Source organism: Afipia sp. GW821-FHT04G03 (genome assembly GCF_059419985.1).
Window position 1 is genome coordinate 772,245 of record NZ_JBWKSV010000001.1, and the last position, 16,463, is coordinate 788,707.

The following is a 16,463-nucleotide window of genomic DNA, read 5'->3' on the forward strand; positions in this document are numbered from 1 at the left end:
CGCAACAGAGATCTAACGCGCGCGGGTAAAATAGTAGGCTAGGTCGTTGATCGCAGCAACAACAGCATCCCTCACCCCAGGATCATACAAAGAGTGCCCCGCGGCCTCGACCATCCTCAATTTCGCATCGGGCCAAACCGCCATCAACGCATGAGCGGTCGACGGCGGACACAGCAAATCGTAGCGGCCCTGCACGATGATCCCGCGAATGCCCTTCAACCGTCCCGCATTTTCCAAAAGTTGTCCGGGTTTCATGAAACAATCGTTCTGAAAATAATGGGCCTCCATGAATGGCGTAGACGGAAGACCGCGCCTCACATCGTTCACAGCGGCAATATCCAGCCGGGTTTTGGCAGGCTTGTGCTCCGACAGAATGCGCTCGGTGTCGTGCCATGCGCGGGACGCGGGCCCATGCACAGTCGGATCAGAATCGAGAATATGCTGCCAATACGCATCTAGTGGCCGATCACGGTCCTCGGGCTGCAACACTCCGATAAAATCCTCATTCAATTCTGGATAGAGGCGCGGCAGGTTTTTGAGGAAGGCGCTCTCCAGTTCGCTGCGGGTGCCGAGAAACGTCGCGCGCAGGACGATACCGCTGACGCGCTGCGGATGCGCCTGTGCGTAGGCCAGCGCCAGTGTCGCGCCCCACGATCCACCAACCACAAGCCAACGTTCGAAGCCAAGACTTTCGCGGATCGCCTCCATATCCGCGATCAGATGCGGCAGCGTATTCGCCTCAAGCGATCCTTTGGGACGGCTTCTGCCCGCCCCGCGCTGATCGAACAGCACTGCATGAAACCGAAGCGGATCGAACAACCGCCGATGATCGGGTTGGCAGCCGCTACCGGGGCCGCCATGCAAATAGACCGCGGGAATGCCGTCGGCGCGGCCGACTGTTTCGACGTAGATTTCGTGACCATCGCCCACCGACAGATGCCGCGCGGTGAGCGGCGCAAAGCGATCGGATTTGCCTGGTGTCGTGATGTCCGCGGCGTCAGGCTCCATGTTTATCAATCTCGCGTGTGTCGGTCTCAAGCGTGCCGCCCGCGAAGTTGCGATAGATGAAGCGGCGGCTGTCTCCCACGGATTCTCTCATAGCCGTTTTGAAAATCTGTTCGTGTGCAGGCGACAGCGCGCAGGCGGGATCGGTATTGCCAGCATTGCCCGTCAGCGCGAAGGCCTGGCAGCGGCAGCCGCCGTAGTCGATCTCCTTGAACTCACAACTCTGACACGGCTCGGGCATCCAGCCGGTGCCGCGATAGCGATTGAAGGCTTCGGAATTCTGCCAGATCCAGGCGATGGAATGATCGCGCACCGATTCAAATTTCAGGCCGGTAATGGTTTCAGCCGCATGACATGGCAGAATTTTACCTGACGGTGAGATGTTGAAGAACTGCCTTCCCCACCCGCCCATGCATTTCTTTGGGCGCAACGCGTAGTAATCCGGCACCACATAATCGATGGCGAGGATGCCCTTCAGCCGCACCTCGGCTTCCTCGACGATACGGGAGGTTTCGTCAATCTGCGCGATGGTTGGCATCAGTGCCGCGCGGTTTTTCAAGGCCCAGCCGTAGTACTGCACATTGGCGACTTCGAGCCGGTCGGCATCGAGATCGACCGCCATCTGGATGATGTCCGCAAGCTGACACAGGTTCTGTCGATGCATGACCGCGTTGACCGTCAGCGGTAGTCCGAGCTCTCGCGCCCAACCTGCGGCCTCGATCTTTTTCGCGTGCGCATCTTTCAGCCCCGCGACACGGTCGGCGACGCTCTGCTCGCTGCCCTGAAAGCTGATCTGAACATGGCACAGCCCAGCATCGGCCAATGCAGTCAGCTTTTCCTTCGTAAGCAGAACCGCCGAGGTGATGAGGTTCGAATAAAGCCCGACGTCGGTTGCGTGCTGAACGATCTCTGCGAGATCCTTGCGCGCCGTCGGCTCGCCACCGGAAAAATGGATCTGCAGCACGCCAATCGCGGCGAGTTCGCTCAGCACCCGCTTCCATTCGTCGGTGGAAAGCTCCGCGCCGCCTCGCTCCAGTTCTACCGGGTTCGAGCAATACGGACATTGCAAAGGGCAGCGGTGGGTCAGCTCGGCCAGAACAGCCAGCGGAATCCCGAATGTTTCGGCCTGCGATCTGCGCTGCTCCAGCACCGCCAATCCATCGGCTGGATCGGCGCGAACCGGAGAAGCATCGGTGAGCGTCGGGCTCATGACTTCGGATCCTGTGCCTCTGCAAGAAATCCCTTTTCGGCGAGATCCCGCAGCATGGCCATTACATCAGCGCCGATCATCCCGCGATCGGCAGCATACTTTGCGGCAAGCACATCGATGATCTGATCGACGTTACGGACGCCATCGCAGAGTTGCAAAATCTCTACCGCAATCTCGTCCGGCGCAAGTACGCGCTCCGGCACCAGGATCACCCAGACCTGCCGCGCTTCGTCGAACTTCAGCCTGGCATGACGCGCCAGCACGGGCCTGCTCCCTTCAGTTATGTCGATCCGCCGGCTTCGCAATGCCATCAGCCGCGCTCCGGCACGAAAGCACCCGGCGGAATATGGCCGTCGACATAGGCATGATAGAGCGCGTCGAGCTGGACCCAGAGCACGTTGGTCTTGAAAATCAACGCATTGCAGACAGCTTCGCGCTCTTCGGGTGTTTTTGCGTGCCGCTTGACGAAATCCAGCGCAAAATTGGCGTCGCGCGGCGCCTGCTCCATGCGCCGCTTGAAGTAACTCATGATGTTCGGATTGATGAAGTCGTAGTGCGCGAGCATTCCCGAAATGCGTTCCTCATGCAGGTTCGGCGCGAAAAGTTCGGTTAATGAGGACGCAATGGCTTCCAACGGCGTCTTGTCGCGAACGAAATGGACGTAGGCATCCACCGCGAAGCGCGTAGCAGGCAGAATTCCCTCGGCGGATTCGACATAAGCGCTATCGAGGCCGAGCCCTTCGGTCAGCTTCAACCAGCGCTCGATACCCCCTTCGGTGCCGACGTCGCCATCGTGGTCCTCGATGCGGTGTCGCCATTCGAGACGAATATCGCGGTCGCGAAAGCGCGAAATCACCACCGCGTCCTTGATGGGAATGGAGCTCTGATAATAGTAGCGGTTGAGCGCCCAGGCCTGAACCTGCCCCTTGTTCAGCTTGCCGCCGTGAAGCAACCGGTGAAACGGATGCAGATTGTGATAGCGCGTCGCGCCGATACCGCGCAGCGCAACCTCAAGGTCCTCCGCATTTGCAAGCGGCGTACCTGTCTTCAATGCAAATACGCTCGTCGCGATCAAATGGTGATCTCCGTGCCATCCGAAGGAATTTGCCAGCCGGCGCGCTCCACGGCTTCGCGCTCGGCGGCGCCCGGCAGCAGAACCGGATTCGAATTATTGATGTGCAGGAAAATCTTGCGCCCGATGCCGAGATCCTCAAGCCCGGCGATCACGCCCTGTTCACCGGAAATGGCCATGTGCCCCATGCGTTGACCGGTTTTGGTGCCAAGGCCGGCCGCGATCAATTCGTCGTCGCGCCACAGCGTACCGTCAAAGAAAACCAGAGACGCGCCGCGAAGGCGCTGCCTGAGATCGGGGGTGAGCGCCGCGCAGGCTGCGAGAAAGTAGAGATGTTCCCCGCTTGCCTTGTCAGTGATCCGCAATCCGAGCGTATCCCCCGCCTCATCGCCGTCGATAGGAAAGGCTGCCCCTTCCAGATACCAGGCGCGCTTGCCCGGCGCGGCAAAGGGAAGAATTTCGAGACCAGACGGTGAGCCGTCAGGAAGCTTCGGTTCGAACGGTTTATCGAATTCGACAGCCTCGCGCCGCACGCGCGTCTCATCGAGCACGTTGAAGATGCTGTTCGACTTGAGAATGGAGAGCACACGTGGGTGCGCGTAGATCGAAAAAGGCGAGCCCTCGCGCATCGACAACAATCCGGCGACGGCATCAACCTCACCATTGGTCAGGATGACGCCTGCGACAGGACTGTGGCGCAGATGACCGGCCTTGGGATGAAGCTGCGGCGTCGAAATCAATTGCTGACGCAAGTCAGGCGAGGCGTTGACCAGAAACCAGTGCTCACCGTCGGCGCTGACCGCAATCGATGTCTGAGTCGACTGCAATTCCGGATGCGAGCTGCGCGCCAGGCGGCAGACATCGCAGTTACAATTCCACTGGGGTACGCCCCCGCCCGCCGCAGCCCCGAGAACGACGACGCGCATGAGGGAGCTCCGTCCTCGATTCGATCTCATAAGGGGCAGCGCCGCAGACACAAGAAAACCCGGCCTCGCGCCGGAAAGCCTTCACATATGAAGGAATTCCTAGCGCAAACCGGACCGCTTAGCCGCGAGCCTGATAACGAGAATGCCGCTTACTTGCGCGCCGCGCAGGCGTACATGTTGATTTCCATGCCGACCGGCACTTCGACAATCTTGGGGGTCTTCCAGGCCATTTGCGGTCTCCTTGCCCATTGCATGACGGACTTCGTGCCATCATCACCATCGAAGCTACCACGGAGTTCGATTTTGGCGCCACGAAACTTGGATGCCGCCCGCCACAAAAATGTGACTTCGCTGCAATGCGAAAGAACCGGAACCAAACTCACTCGGCCTTGGCGAAACGATCATCGAGAGCGTAGCCCGCGCCGCGGACGGTGCGGATAGGGTCCGACTCGCGGCCCAGGTTCAGCAGCTTCCTCAGCCGACCGATGTGTACGTCAACCGTGCGCTCGTCGATGTAGATGTCGCGTCCCCATACGCCATCAAGCAGCTGTTCCCGGCTAAACACGCGGCCTGGGTGCTCAAGAAAGAACTCCAGCAGGCGATATTCGGTAGGGCCGAGATCGATCGGCCGGCCCGAACGCGCAACGCGACGCCGGTCGCGGTCCAATTCGATGTCGCCGAACGCCAGAACCGTCGCAAGGCGTTCGGGACTTGCACGCCGCAATAGGCCTTTGACCCGCGCCAGCAGCTCGGGAACCGAGAACGGCTTGACGATGTAATCGTCTGCGCCGGTCGCAAGTCCCCTCACCCGCTCGCTTTCCTCGCCGCGCGCGGTCAACATGATGATCGGAATCTGCTTGGTCTCCTGCCGCGCGCGCAGGCGGCGGCAAAGCTCGATTCCCGACAGGCCGGGAAGCATCCAGTCAAGCACGATCAGATCTGGGATATGCTCCTTAAGCCGCGTATCGGCGTCATCGCCGCGGGCCACGGTCTCGACGTCGTAACCCTCGGCGTCCAGATTGTAACGAAGCAGCGTCGTCAACGCCTCTTCGTCTTCGACCACAAGAATGCGGGCGCTCATGAGCGGTCCTTCAATTCATCATCCTGCAAGTTAGCTGCCTGACGCGGCCGTTGCAAAGTTCGTCATGTCGCCCTTCGGGCGCTGATCGAGCATCTGCTGGCCTTCGATCATATAGAAAACCGTCTCGGCAATGTTGGTCGCGTGATCGCCGATACGCTCGATGTTCTTGGCGCAGAACATCAGGTGAATACAGAACCCGATGTTTCGCGGATCTTCCATCATGTAGGTCAGAAGCTCGCGGAACAGCGAGGTGCAGATCGCGTCGACCTCCTCGTCGCCCTTCCAGACCGTCATCGCAGCCGGCAGATCGTGTGCCGCATAGGCGTCGAGCACTGATTTCACCTGTGACTGCACGAGATCGGTCATGTGCTCCAGGCCGCGGATCAGCTTCAAAGGGTGAAAATCGCTGTCCAACGCCGAAACACGCTTGCCGATATTCTTCGAGAGATCCCCGATCCGTTCGAGGTCAGTCGCAACACGCAAGGAACCGACGATCTCGCGCAGATCGACCGCCATCGGCTGGCGGCGCGCGATGGTCAGCACGGCACGCTCCTCGATCAGATGCTGCAGTTTGTCGATCTCGACGTCGGCGGCGACGACGCGCTTGCCCAGCGCAACGTCGCGCCGGATCAGCGCATCGACAGAATCGACGATCTGTCGCTCAGCCAGGCCACCCATCTCGGCGACAAGCCGGTTGAGTTCCTGAAGGTCTTCGTCGAACGCCTTGGCGGTATGATCTGAACCCATGATTTGTCTCTCCCGCGAAATGCGCGTCAGCCGAAACGGCCAGTGATGTAATCCTGCGTCCGCCGATCTGTCGGCGACGTAAAGATCTTGTTGGTATCGTCGAATTCAACCAGTTCGCCGAGATACATGAACGCGGTCTTGTCCGACACACGCGCCGCCTGCTGCATATTATGCGTCACAATGGCGATTGTGTAATCTTCCTTGAGCTCCTGGATCAGTTCCTCAACCTTGGCGGTGGAGATCGGATCGAGCGCCGAGCAAGGCTCGTCAAACAGAATCACTTCCGGACGGACGGCGACCGTCCGTGCGATGCACAGGCGTTGCTGCTGACCACCCGACAGGCTGAGGCCGCTCGCATTTAGCTTGTCCTTGACCTCGTTCCAGAGCGCACCGCCCTTCAACGCGGCTTCGACACGACCGTCCATTTCGGATTTGGAGATTTTCTCGTACAGGCGAATCCCGAACGCGATGTTTTCGTAAATGGTCATCGGGAACGGCGTCGGCTTCTGGAACACCATTCCGATCCGCGCGCGCAGCAGGTTGAGATCGAGCTTCGGATCGAGAATGTTGGTCGTATCCAGCATGAGCTGGCCTGTCGCGCGCTGGCCCGGATAAAGATCGTACATCCGGTTGAATATCCGCAACAGGGTCGACTTGCCGCAGCCCGATGGACCGATGAACGCAGTGACGCGGTTCTCGCCAAGGGCAATGTTGATGTTCTTCAAGGCGTGGTGCTCGCCGTAATAGAAATTCAGATCGCGCGCCGTCACCTTGGGCCGCGCGTCCAGCTGGCCGGCCAATCCCGGCGCGTGCCCACGAGGAAGGTCTACGCTGACAGAAAGCTGCTCGCTCATTTCGATGTCCTCTCGGCGCCAAGGATGCGCGCGCCAATGTTAAGGGCAAGTACGGTCAAGGTGATAAGCAAAGCCCCGCTCCATGCGAGCTGTTTCCAATACTCATAAGGGCTTTGGACGAAGTTGTTGATGGTCACGGGCAAGTTGGCCATCGTCTTGGTGAGATCGAGACTGAAGAACTGATTGCTGAGTGCGGTAAACAACAGCGGCGCGGTTTCGCCGGCGACGCGTGCGGTCGCGAGCAGAACGCCGGTGATGAGACCCGAACGTGCGGCCCGATAAGCGATGCGCTTGATAACGAGCGAGCGCGGCAAGCCCAGCGCGGACGCGGCTTCACGCAGTGGATTGGGAACAAGGCCAAGCATGTCCTCAGTAGTACGCACCACGACGGGGATAACGATCACGGCCAGCGCCAGCGTACCTGCCAAAGCCGAGAAGCCGCCCATCGGAATGACGATCGCGCCGTATACGAACAGACCGATAATGATCGACGGCGCGCTCAGCAGAATGTCGTTGATGAAACGGATCACCGAGGTCAGCCGGTCGTGCTTGCCGTATTCGGCGAGATAGGTACCGGCAAACAGCCCGATTGGCGCACCGATGCCGACGCCGAGGACGGTCATGATGATCGAGCCGACAATGGCGTTGAGCAATCCACCTTCGGTCGATCCCGGCGGCGGCGTGTTCTCGGTAAAGATCTGAAGATTCAGACCCGCGAGACCATTGTAGAACAACGTGAACAGGATCAGCGCGAGCCAGGTGACGCCGAAAAGAGCGGCCCCAAGGCAAAGAAATCGCACCACGATGTCGGAGCGGCGGCGGGAGGCATAAATCGGGTTCATGACATCACCTGAAGAGGCATGATCTTGTCGGAAAACCGGTGTCCACTTTTCCGGATCATGCCTAGTTTCCCGCCTTCTTTTCGAGACGCATCAGCATCAGCCGGGCTGCTGCCAGCACGAAGAACGTCAACACGAACAGCAACAGGCCGAGCAGAATGAGGCCCGACTGATGGAGTCCGTCGCTTTCGGCGAATTCGCTGGCAATGGCCGCCGAGATTGTCGTGCCGGGCGCAAACACCGATGAAGATATGCGGAACGAGTTTCCGATAATGAAGGTCACCGCCATCGTCTCGCCTAGCGCGCGACCGAGCGCCAGCATGATGCCGCCGATCACACCGACCCGCGTATACGGGATGACGACGTTGCGGACCACTTCCCACGTCGTGCAGCCGACGCCGTAGGCCGCTTCTTTCAACACGGGCGGCACTGTCTTGAACACGTCGACCGAAATCGACGTGATGAACGGTAGCACCATGATTGCCAGGATCAACGCAGCGTTGAAAAGGCTCAAATAGGACGGCGGACCCGCGAAAATCGTGCCTAGGACCGGAACACCTTCAAAGATCCGGATCATGAAAGGCTGGAACGTGTTCGCCAGAAACGGGCCGAGCACGAAGAAACCCCACATGCCGTAGATGATCGACGGAACGCCAGCCAGAAGCTCGACCGCCATGCCGATGGGCCGGCGCAGCCATTGCGGGCAAAGCTCGGTCAGGAAGATCGCGATGCCGATACCGACCGGAATGGCGATCATCATCGCGATGACCGACGTCACCAGCGTGCCGTAGATCGGACCGAGCGCCCCGAGAACCGGTGGGTCTGCGGACGGCGCCCAGCGCTGCGTCCACAGGAATGCAAATCCGTATTCCTTCATCGCCGGCCATGCGCCCGCGATCAGAGAGAGAATGATGCCGCCAAGAATGAGAAGCACCGCGAGCGCACAGACCCGGGTTGTCCAGTAGAAGGCCTTGTCGCCGAACTTGAATGCGCTCAGGGCTCTCGCGCGATCGTAAGGCCCGGCTGCTTCCATAGAGGTGCTCTGAACGGCCATTTCTGCCACGCTGGTCCCCTGTCCCATTCACTCTAGTTCAGTCTGCCGGAAGCCACGCGCTCTGATCGGCGTCCGACGTCATCAAAGAAAACGGAGGAGAGGCTGGCCTCTCCTCCGGGACGCTTGCTTAGCTCTTGATGTCCGCTGACCAGGTCTTTTCAATCAGCTTGACCACGGGCTCCGGCATCGGGATGTAGTCGAGGTCTTCAGCCATCTTGCCGCCCTTCTCGAACGACCACTTGAAGAACTTGATCGCTTCCGCGGATGCAGCCTTATCGACCGGGGTCTTGTGCATCAGGATGAAGGTTGCGGCGGTGATCGGCCATGAGCCTTCACCCGGCTGGTCGGTCAGGATTACATAGTAGCCGGGAGCCTTGGCCCAATCGGCATTGGACGCAGCAGCCTGGAACGAAGCGACGGTCGGCTGAACGGTCTTGCCGGTCTTGTTGATCATCGCGGCGTAGGTCAGCTTGTTCTGCTTGGCGTAGGCGTACTCAACGTAACCAATCGAGTTCTTGGTCTGACCGACGTTGCCGGCGACACCTTCATTGCCCTTGGCGCCGACGCCGGTGGGCCACTCGACGGCAGTTCCGAGGCCGACCTTGGCTTTCCACTCCGTGTTGGCTTTCGACAGATAGTCGGTGAAGTTGAAGGTCGTTCCCGAACCGTCCGAGCGGCGCACCACCGTGATGGCATCGGTCGGCAGCTTGAGCTTCGGGTTCAGCTTAACGATCGCCGCGTCGTTCCACTTGGTGATCTTGCCGAGATAGATATCGCCGAGCAGTTCGCCCGAGAGCACGAGTTCGCCCGGCTTGATGCCTTCGAGGTTCACGACCGGCACGATCGCGCCCATCACCATCGGCCACTGGATCAGGCCGTCCTTCTCAAGCTGCTCAGCCTTCAGCGGCGCGTCGGTCGCGCCGAAAGTCACCGTCTTGGCCTGAATCTGCTTGATGCCGGCGCCCGAGCCAATCGACTGATAGTTCAGGCCGTTGCCGGTCTCTTTCTTGTAGGCGTCAGCCCATTTCGAATAGACGGGGAACGGGAACGTCGCACCCGCGCCGGTGATGTCCGCGGCAAATGCCGACGTCGATGCGGCGACAAGGCCAGCAGCAACGACTGTTTTAATGAAATTCACTGGGTCTCTCCATCGTGTGAGCGGGTGCACAATCATCAAAGCTTGCTTCCCGAGGCCGTCTCTTTAGAGGTCCGGCATAGAGCTTTTATGGAGGTTGGATGACAGTCGTGTGACACCATGTGACGGCACATATTGCCGGAGAGGAAACCTAAACATCATATTGAAATAACTATCAAAAATAAGATTTAGCTGATCTGCTCATTGTATTGGCGGCAAGGACTTTTTAACAACTGTGAATGCCTCTCCGCGACACGCATTCGCCCTCAGCGTTACGTTGATCGTGGTCAAGTCGAAGGCCTGGCAGACGAAAACGGCGTTCAGTTCGGTCGGGGCCAAGCGAACCGACAGTCAGATTGTTCACCGGCAGAAAATGGACATAGTCCCGCGAACCGGATGAAGCCGGGGATGGAGATCAGAAATGACCAAGACGTCCAAGAAGGTTGCAATCGTCACCGGAGCTTCGCGCGGAATCGGCGCTGCGATCGCCGAGCGGCTCGCCAGGGACGGCTTCGCGTCATCAACTATTCAGGCAGCCAGGCTGAAGCGGAAGCACTCGCCCACAAGATCGAAGCTGCGGGCGGCAGCGCCCTCTCGGCGAAGGCCGATGTCAGCGACCCTGCCGCTGTCGGCCGGATGTTCGATGCGGCGGAAGCGGCGTTCGGCGGCGTCGACGTGCTGGTGAACAACGCGGGCATCATGACGCTTTCCAGCATTGCGGACGCGGATGACGCAGCATTCGACCGGATGATCGCCATCAACCTGAAAGGCACCTTCAACGGCCTGCGCGAAGCCGCAAAACGGCTGCGCAACGGCGGACGCGTGATCAACTTCTCGACGAGTGTGGTTGGAACAAAGCTTGAGAATTACGGCATCTATGCCGCGACCAAGGCCGCTGTCGAAACGCTGACCGCCATCCTTGCCAAGGAAATGCGAGGCCGCAACATCACGGTTAATGCCGTAGCGCCCGGCCCGACCGCCACCGATTTGTTCCTGAACGGCAAATCGCCGGAGCTCATTGAACGTCTCGCAAAGATGCCGCCGCTGGAGCGGCTCGCTCAGCCGAGCGAGATCGCCGGCGTTGTGTCTTTTCTGGCAGGCCCCGACGGCGGCTGGATCAATGGTCAGGTGCTCCGCGCCAACGGCGGCCTCGTCTGATGGCCGCCTCGGCTCAGAAGGTCGTGTGGGAATCATAGCCGTTGCCGCGCCTCGCGCGGCGCAGGCCTGCTATTCCGCCGCAGTGCGCAGTTCGGCGCGCTCCACCTTCACCGCGCAGAACTTGAACTCCGGAATTTTTCCATACGGGTCGAGTGCCGGGTTGGTCAGCAGGTTCGCGGCCGCTTCGGCGTAGCAGAACGGCATGAAGACCATGTTCTCCGGCACGTCCCGGTCGGAACGAATCTTGACCTCGATGGCGCCGCGGCGAGTCTCCAGCCGGACGAAATCGCCGGGCCACACATTGAGCTTGCGCATGTCCTTCGGCGACATGAACGCTGTTGCCTCAGGCTCAATGCTGTCGAGAACTTCGGAGCGTCGGGTCATTGAGCCGGTGTGCCAGTGTTCGAGAACGCGGCCGGTGGAAAGAACCATCGGATAGTCTGCGTCCGGAATTTCGTCCGGTGCAGTGACACGCGCTGGCACGATCTTGCCGCGGCCGCTCTGGGTCGGGAAGCCGGTGGTGAAGATGATCTCGTTGCCGGGCTTGAACGGATCGTCGACCGGATAGGTCACCGCACCCTCGCGCTCCAGCCGCTCCCAGGTAATATTCTTTAGCGATGGCATCAGACTTGCCATCTCGGTGAACACATCGGCGGGACCGGCATAATTCCAGTCGCATCCCATGCGTTTGGCGATTTCCTGGATGATCCACAAATCCTGACGTGCATCGCCAGGCGGCTTGATGACCTGGCGCGCGATCTGCACGCGGCGGTCAGTGTTGGTGAATGACCCTACCTTCTCGGCAAACGCCGACGCAGGCAGGATGACGTCGGCATGGAATGCCGTTTCGGTCACGAACAGATCCTGCACCACGAGATGCTCTAGTTTGGCCAGCGCCTCGCGGGCATGTTGCAGATCCGGATCGGACATCGCCGGGTTCTCACCCTCGATGTACATGCCGGTAATAGTGCCGGCGTGGATCGCGTCCATGATCTCGACAACGGTCAGTCCCGGAACCGGATCGATCTTCTGTTCCCAAACCTTCTCGAACGGCTCGCGCAAGTCGATGCGGCCGACCGGCTGATAATCCGGCAGCAGCATCGGAATGAGACCGGCATCGGATGCGCCCTGCACGTTGTTCTGGCCGCGCAGCGGATGCAATCCGGTTCCCGGACGGCCGATCTGTCCGGTGGTCAATGCCATCGCGATCAGGCAGCGCGCATTGTCGGTGCCGTGGACATGCTGGCTGACGCCCATGCCCCAGAAAATGATCGACGACTTCGCCTTGGCGTACATCCGCGCGACTTCTTTCAGAGTCTCCGCAGGAATGCCGCAGATCGCCTCCATCTTCTCGGGCGGGAAGTCCTTGATCTTCTCCTTGAGGTCATCGAAGCCTTCGGTATAGCCCGCGATGTATTGTGCATCGGTCAGCCCTTCGGTGACGATCGTGTGCAGGATACCGTTGAGCATCGCCACGTCGGCACCCGGCTTGAACTGCAAATGCATTGTCGCATGACGCGACAAGGCTTGCCGGCGCGGATCCATGACGATCAGCTTGGCGCCCTTCTTCACGGCGTTCTTGATGAAGGTCGCGGCGACCGGATGATTCACCGTCGGATTGGCGCCGATGATGATGATGACCTCGGCATCGGCGGCGGCGGAAAACGGTGCGGACACCGCGCCCGAATTCACGCCTTCCATCAGCGCCGCCACCGACGAGGCGTGACACAGCCGCGTGCAGTGGTCGACATTGTTGGAGCCGAAGCCGGTGCGCACCAGCTTCTGGAACAGATAGGCCTCCTCGTTCGAGCCCTTGGCCGAGCCAAAACCGGCCAGCGCCTTGGCGCCCTTGGTATCGCGAATTTTGGTAAGACCATTCGCGGCGATATCGAGCGCCTCTTCCCACGACGCTTCACGGAAATGCGTGAACGGGTTCGCCGGATCGACCTGATCGGTTGAACTCTTTTCGGCGTTCGGCAAACGCACCAGCGGCTTGGTAATGCGATGCGGATGGTGAATGTAATCGAAGCCGAAGCGGCCCTTGACGCAAAGCCGGTTGTGATTAGCCGGGCCATCGCGCCCCTCGGCATAGACGATCTTCTCGTCCTTGACCTGATACGTCACCTGACAGCCGACGCCGCAGAACGGACAAAGCGAATCCACTTTCTTGTCGGGGTAAACCGTGCGGGTCTGGTTGGCGTCGAGGTATGCCGACGGCATCAGCGCGCCGGTGGGGCACGCTTGCACGCATTCGCCGCAGGCGACGCAGGTCGACTCGCCCATCGGATCGTCGAAATCGAACACGATCTTGGCGTCGTGATTGCGGTACGCCATGCCGATGACGTCGTTGACCTGAACTTCGCGGCACGCGCGCACGCACAGCCCGCACTGAATGCAGGCATCGAGATTGACGCTCATCGCGGGATGGCTGCTATCGCCGGCCCAGCGATCATTGGCGGGGAAGCGGCTTTCTGTAACCTCGACCTTGTCGGCCCAGTTCCAGAATTTGGAGTCGGGATCGTGCGAGGTTTCACGCGCCGGCTGATCGGCGACCAGAAGCTCCATCACCATCTTGCGGGCGGAGACGGCACGCGTGCTGGCTGACTTCACCTTCATGCCGACATTGGGCATACGCTTGCAGGAGGCGGCGAGCACGCGCTCGCCTTCAATCTCGACCATGCAGGCGCGGCAGTTGCCGTCGGCGCGGTAATCCGGTTCAGGCGAATAGCACAGGTGCGGGATTTCCGTCCCCTCGCGCTTTGCAACCTGCCAGATGGATTCACCTGGCGCCGCTTCGACCATTTTCCCATCAAGCTCGAACTGAATCTTGCTCATTCTGCAGCTTCCTTGGGCGCGAACTCATTTGGGAAATATTTGATGACGGTGGTCAGCGGATTCGACGCCGCCTGACCCAGACCGCAGATGGATGCATCGCGCATCGCCTGACTCAATTCATCAAGCAGGTCGCGGTTCCAGACGCGCTGTTCCATCAGCGTCGCCGCCTTCTGTGTTCCAACCCGGCACGGCGTGCACTGGCCGCAGCTCTCATCTTCAAAGAAACGCATCAGGTTCAGCGCGGCGTCCTTGACCTGATCCTTGTCGGACAGGATGACGACGGCGGCGGAACCGATGAAGCAGCCGTATTTTTCCAGCGTGCCGAAATCGAGCGGGATGTTGTCCATCGACGACGGTAGAATTCCGCCCGAAGCGCCGCCCGGCAGATAGGCGTGGAACGTATGTCCATCGGCCATGCCGCCGCAGAATTCATCAATCAGCTCGCGCACCGTGACGCCTGCGGGCGCGAGTTTCATGCCGGGATTTTTCACGCGGCCAGAAACCGAATAGCTGCGCAGACCGTGGCGCTCGTTGCGCCCCTGCCCCTGCCACCATCCGGCACCTTTCTCGACGATATCGCGCACCCACCACAACGTCTCAATATTGTTGATCAGCGTCGGCAATCCGAACAGACCGACCTGAAACGGGTATGGCGGCTTATGGCGCGGCAACCCGCGCTTGCCTTCGATGCTTTCCAGCAGCGCGGATTCTTCGCCGCAAATATATGCGCCCGCGCCCCGGCGCAGATGCAGCACGGGTCCGCCCGCTGGCAGCTTCTTGATCTCGCGTTCGATGATTTCGCGCGACGCCGGATATTCGTCGCGCAGATAGATATAGACATCGGTCGCTTCGACGACATGTGCGCCGATCAACATGCCTTCGATGAAGCGATGCGGATCGGTTTCGAGATAGTAGCGATCCTTGAACGTACCCGGCTCGCCCTCATCGCCATTGATCGCCATCAGGCGCGGACCGGGCTCGCCCAGTACGGCACGCCATTTTCGGCCGGTAGGGAAACCAGCGCCGCCGAGACCGCGCAGCGACGCGTCATCGAGCGCCTTCAGCAAATCCTCTTTTGGCATCGCGCCGGAGCGCAGCTTGTTCAGCAGCGCATAGCCGCCGTTGGCGACGTAGGACTCGTAATCGACGTATTTTGGCAGATGCGCATGCGTGTCGCCGCCTTTCACCGCGGCCAGAACGCTCTCGACGCTCGCATGATCGACGAAATGATGTCCGACTTCCGCAGCCGGCGCGGTGTCGCAACGCCCGACGCAGGGTGCGCGGACGACACGGACGCCGGGACCTGCGTTCTTCTTCAATTCGCTCAACAGCGTTTCCGCGCCGAGCATCGCGCAGGTGAGAGAATCGCAAACGCGGATGGTCAGCGGCGGCAGATCCGGCTGGCCTTCCTTCACAACGTCAAAATGCGCATAGAAGGTCGCGGTCTCGAACACCTCGGAAAATGCCAGTTTCATCGAGTCGGCGAGTGCCGCGAGATGGGCCGCGGAAATCTGGTTGTACTTGTCCTGGATAAGGTGGAGGTACTCGATCAGCAGGTCGCGCTGCCGGGAGCGGTCGCCAAGTAAAAGCTCAATTTCTTCAGCCGCTTGCGGATCGATTTGCCGACCTTTCGGTGTCGATTTTGCGCGCCGGCGGCCCTCACCCGGATGGTCGAATGCCTGAACTTTCTGGACGCCGTGGCTCATTCGATTGTCTCTTCCCCAAGGTCTTCTTAGCCTCGGAGGATAGGGCCTGGCATTCAATATGCCAAGAATTATTCCAAGGTTTGTGCCTCGGCATCACGCCGGTTGCTCCGCTGTTCCGCAATATGAAATGAAATTCCGGTGGTCACGCTTGCCTGCGGTGTGCCGCCGCACATCACACATCGCTAACGAACGCCGGGCTTGTCGCGATTCAGATTTTTCGCGGCCAGATCGTCGAGATAGTTTTGAAAGCGCGTTTCGGCATTGATCCCGAGATCGTACAGAAAGGCCCAAGAATAGATCCCGGTATTGTGCATGTCGTCGAAACCGATCCGCACCGCATAATTTCCGACCGGGTCGACCGACAGAATAGCGACGTTGCGCTTGCCGCCGACGGTTTTCCGCTCCGCCTCGGAATGGCCCTGCACTTCGGCGGAAGGGCTGGTGACACGAAGCAACTCCGCAGACAGGTCGAAACTGGCGCCGTCATCAAACGCAATACGCAGCGAGCGCCGGTCTTTCGCAAGCCGAATTTCCGTTGGCCAGACGGGGCCGCTCAAGCGACAGCCCCATCCATCTTTTCGATCAGGAACACGATTCGTTTTTCGGCGCGCTCGGTGATTTCGACGCGATCTCCGGTCTCCCGGATCAGGTTCGGAATATCGATGACCGACAGTGGATCGGTGCAATGCACCTCCAGCCGTTCGCCCACGGTCAGCGCCTTCAGCGCCTTGCGCGTCTTCAATACCGGCAGCGGGCATTTGAGCCCTGTGAGATCGAGTTTGGTCATGGCCATACCCCTCAATGGCGGAGGCGCTATTCGCCGTCAACGGCCCCATGCGAC

At 60.0% G+C, this 16,463-nt stretch carries 17 protein-coding genes; 1 reads left to right on the top strand and 16 read right to left on the bottom strand.

Annotated elements, in window-relative coordinates; translation table 11 throughout:
• Nucleotides 1–12: 12 nt before the first annotated feature.
• The 12 genes from pip to pstS all read right to left on the bottom strand — a co-directional run bounded on the left by pip (nucleotide 13) and on the right by pstS (nucleotide 9,926).
• Nucleotides 13–1,008, bottom strand: coding sequence for a prolyl aminopeptidase (gene pip / locus AC07UB_RS03775; RefSeq protein WP_492788968.1), 996 nt, complete (start codon nucleotides 1,006–1,008; stop codon nucleotides 13–15).
• Nucleotides 998–2,215: a pyrroloquinoline quinone biosynthesis protein PqqE gene (gene pqqE, locus AC07UB_RS03780; RefSeq protein ID WP_492788967.1), complete on the bottom strand. Its 1,218-nt coding sequence runs from the start codon at nucleotides 2,213–2,215 to the stop codon at nucleotides 998–1,000. The genes pip and pqqE overlap by 11 nt, the downstream gene beginning before the upstream one ends.
• The gene (pqqD, locus tag AC07UB_RS03785; protein WP_492788966.1) at nucleotides 2,212–2,526 is read right to left on the bottom strand and encodes a pyrroloquinoline quinone biosynthesis peptide chaperone PqqD; all 315 of its coding nucleotides are present in this window, start codon (nucleotides 2,524–2,526) and stop codon (nucleotides 2,212–2,214) included. The genes pqqE and pqqD overlap by 4 nt, the downstream gene beginning before the upstream one ends.
• Nucleotides 2,526–3,290 (bottom strand): pyrroloquinoline-quinone synthase PqqC, encoded by a 765-nt coding sequence (gene pqqC / locus AC07UB_RS03790; protein WP_492788965.1) that lies wholly within the window; start codon nucleotides 3,288–3,290, stop codon nucleotides 2,526–2,528. The genes pqqD and pqqC overlap by 1 nt, the downstream gene beginning before the upstream one ends.
• Nucleotides 3,287–4,213, bottom strand: a complete 927-nt coding sequence (pqqB, locus tag AC07UB_RS03795; RefSeq protein ID WP_492788964.1) for a pyrroloquinoline quinone biosynthesis protein PqqB — start codon at nucleotides 4,211–4,213, stop codon at nucleotides 3,287–3,289. Before pqqB ends, pqqC begins: the two co-directional genes overlap by 4 nt.
• Nucleotides 4,214–4,362: 149 nt before the next feature.
• Complete coding sequence (gene pqqA / locus AC07UB_RS03800; RefSeq protein WP_009031067.1) at nucleotides 4,363–4,443, bottom strand: pyrroloquinoline quinone precursor peptide PqqA; 81 nt, start codon at nucleotides 4,441–4,443, stop codon at nucleotides 4,363–4,365.
• Nucleotides 4,444–4,592: 149 nt separating this feature from the next.
• Nucleotides 4,593–5,294: a phosphate regulon transcriptional regulator PhoB gene (gene phoB / locus AC07UB_RS03805; RefSeq protein WP_492788963.1), complete on the bottom strand. Its 702-nt coding sequence runs from the start codon at nucleotides 5,292–5,294 to the stop codon at nucleotides 4,593–4,595.
• A gap of 30 nt (nucleotides 5,295–5,324) precedes the next feature.
• A complete protein-coding gene (phoU, locus tag AC07UB_RS03810) occupies nucleotides 5,325–6,041 on the bottom strand; it encodes a phosphate signaling complex protein PhoU (protein ID WP_492788962.1) in 717 nt (238 codons plus the stop codon).
• Between the two features lie 26 nt (nucleotides 6,042–6,067).
• Nucleotides 6,068–6,895, bottom strand: a complete 828-nt coding sequence (gene pstB, locus AC07UB_RS03815; RefSeq protein ID WP_492788961.1) for a phosphate ABC transporter ATP-binding protein PstB — start codon at nucleotides 6,893–6,895, stop codon at nucleotides 6,068–6,070.
• Nucleotides 6,892–7,737, bottom strand: a complete 846-nt coding sequence (pstA, locus tag AC07UB_RS03820) for a phosphate ABC transporter permease PstA (protein WP_492788960.1) — start codon at nucleotides 7,735–7,737, stop codon at nucleotides 6,892–6,894. Before pstA ends, pstB begins: the two co-directional genes overlap by 4 nt.
• 61 nt (nucleotides 7,738–7,798) lie before the next feature.
• Nucleotides 7,799–8,788, bottom strand: a complete 990-nt coding sequence (gene pstC / locus AC07UB_RS03825) for a phosphate ABC transporter permease subunit PstC (protein ID WP_492788959.1) — start codon at nucleotides 8,786–8,788, stop codon at nucleotides 7,799–7,801.
• Nucleotides 8,789–8,915: 127 nt separating this feature from the next.
• Nucleotides 8,916–9,926 (bottom strand): phosphate ABC transporter substrate-binding protein PstS, encoded by a 1,011-nt coding sequence (pstS, locus tag AC07UB_RS03830; protein WP_492788958.1) that lies wholly within the window; start codon nucleotides 9,924–9,926, stop codon nucleotides 8,916–8,918.
• Between the two features lie 405 nt (nucleotides 9,927–10,331).
• Here pstS and AC07UB_RS03835 point away from each other — a divergent pair, with 405 nt between their 5' ends.
• Nucleotides 10,332–11,081, top strand: coding sequence for an SDR family oxidoreductase (locus AC07UB_RS03835; RefSeq protein WP_494655258.1), 750 nt, complete (start codon nucleotides 10,332–10,334; stop codon nucleotides 11,079–11,081).
• Nucleotides 11,082–11,150: 69 nt separating this feature from the next.
• On the opposite strand, the gene fdhF is transcribed toward AC07UB_RS03835, so the two are convergent.
• The 4 genes from fdhF to AC07UB_RS03855 form a co-directional block, all read right to left on the bottom strand.
• On the bottom strand, nucleotides 11,151–13,916 hold the full coding sequence (fdhF, locus tag AC07UB_RS03840) for a formate dehydrogenase subunit alpha (protein WP_492788957.1): 2,766 nt from the start codon (nucleotides 13,914–13,916) through the stop codon (nucleotides 11,151–11,153).
• Entirely contained in the window at nucleotides 13,913–15,622 is a 1,710-nt protein-coding gene (locus AC07UB_RS03845; protein ID WP_492788956.1) for an NADH-ubiquinone oxidoreductase-F iron-sulfur binding region domain-containing protein, read from the bottom strand. The genes fdhF and AC07UB_RS03845 overlap by 4 nt, the downstream gene beginning before the upstream one ends.
• Nucleotides 15,623–15,804: 182 nt before the next feature.
• Nucleotides 15,805–16,179 carry a gamma-butyrobetaine hydroxylase family protein gene (locus AC07UB_RS03850; protein WP_492788955.1) on the bottom strand — a complete coding sequence of 125 codons (375 nt, stop codon included), beginning with the start codon at nucleotides 16,177–16,179 and terminating at the stop codon, nucleotides 15,805–15,807.
• Nucleotides 16,176–16,415, bottom strand: a complete 240-nt coding sequence (locus tag AC07UB_RS03855; protein ID WP_492788954.1) for a sulfurtransferase TusA family protein — start codon at nucleotides 16,413–16,415, stop codon at nucleotides 16,176–16,178. The genes AC07UB_RS03850 and AC07UB_RS03855 overlap by 4 nt, the downstream gene beginning before the upstream one ends.
• Between the last annotated feature and the right edge of the window lie 48 nt (nucleotides 16,416–16,463).

What these genes read in the sequence shown, in the direction of transcription:
- AC07UB_RS03855 (WP_492788954.1), bottom strand. Translation starts at nt 16,415, where the DNA reads ATGGCCATGACCAAACTCGATCTCACAGGGCTCAAATGCCCGCTGCCG.
- AC07UB_RS03835 (WP_494655258.1), top strand. Translation starts at nt 10,332, where the DNA reads ATGGAGATCAGAAATGACCAAGACGTCCAAGAAGGTTGCAATCGTCAC.
- phoU (WP_492788962.1), bottom strand. Translation starts at nt 6,041, where the DNA reads ATGGGTTCAGATCATACCGCCAAGGCGTTCGACGAAGACCTTCAGGAA.
- pstC (WP_492788959.1), bottom strand. Translation starts at nt 8,788, where the DNA reads ATGGCCGTTCAGAGCACCTCTATGGAAGCAGCCGGGCCTTACGATCGC.
- pqqB (WP_492788964.1), bottom strand. Translation starts at nt 4,213, where the DNA reads ATGCGCGTCGTCGTTCTCGGGGCTGCGGCGGGCGGGGGCGTACCCCAG.
- pqqD (WP_492788966.1), bottom strand. Translation starts at nt 2,526, where the DNA reads ATGGCATTGCGAAGCCGGCGGATCGACATAACTGAAGGGAGCAGGCCC.
- pqqE (WP_492788967.1), bottom strand. Translation starts at nt 2,215, where the DNA reads ATGAGCCCGACGCTCACCGATGCTTCTCCGGTTCGCGCCGATCCAGCC.
- phoB (WP_492788963.1), bottom strand. Translation starts at nt 5,294, where the DNA reads ATGAGCGCCCGCATTCTTGTGGTCGAAGACGAAGAGGCGTTGACGACG.
- pstB (WP_492788961.1), bottom strand. Translation starts at nt 6,895, where the DNA reads ATGAGCGAGCAGCTTTCTGTCAGCGTAGACCTTCCTCGTGGGCACGCG.
- fdhF (WP_492788957.1), bottom strand. Translation starts at nt 13,916, where the DNA reads ATGAGCAAGATTCAGTTCGAGCTTGATGGGAAAATGGTCGAAGCGGCG.
- pstA (WP_492788960.1), bottom strand. Translation starts at nt 7,737, where the DNA reads ATGAACCCGATTTATGCCTCCCGCCGCCGCTCCGACATCGTGGTGCGA.
- AC07UB_RS03845 (WP_492788956.1), bottom strand. Translation starts at nt 15,622, where the DNA reads ATGAGCCACGGCGTCCAGAAAGTTCAGGCATTCGACCATCCGGGTGAG.
- pip (WP_492788968.1), bottom strand. Translation starts at nt 1,008, where the DNA reads ATGGAGCCTGACGCCGCGGACATCACGACACCAGGCAAATCCGATCGC.
- pqqA (WP_009031067.1), bottom strand. Translation starts at nt 4,443, where the DNA reads ATGGCCTGGAAGACCCCCAAGATTGTCGAAGTGCCGGTCGGCATGGAA.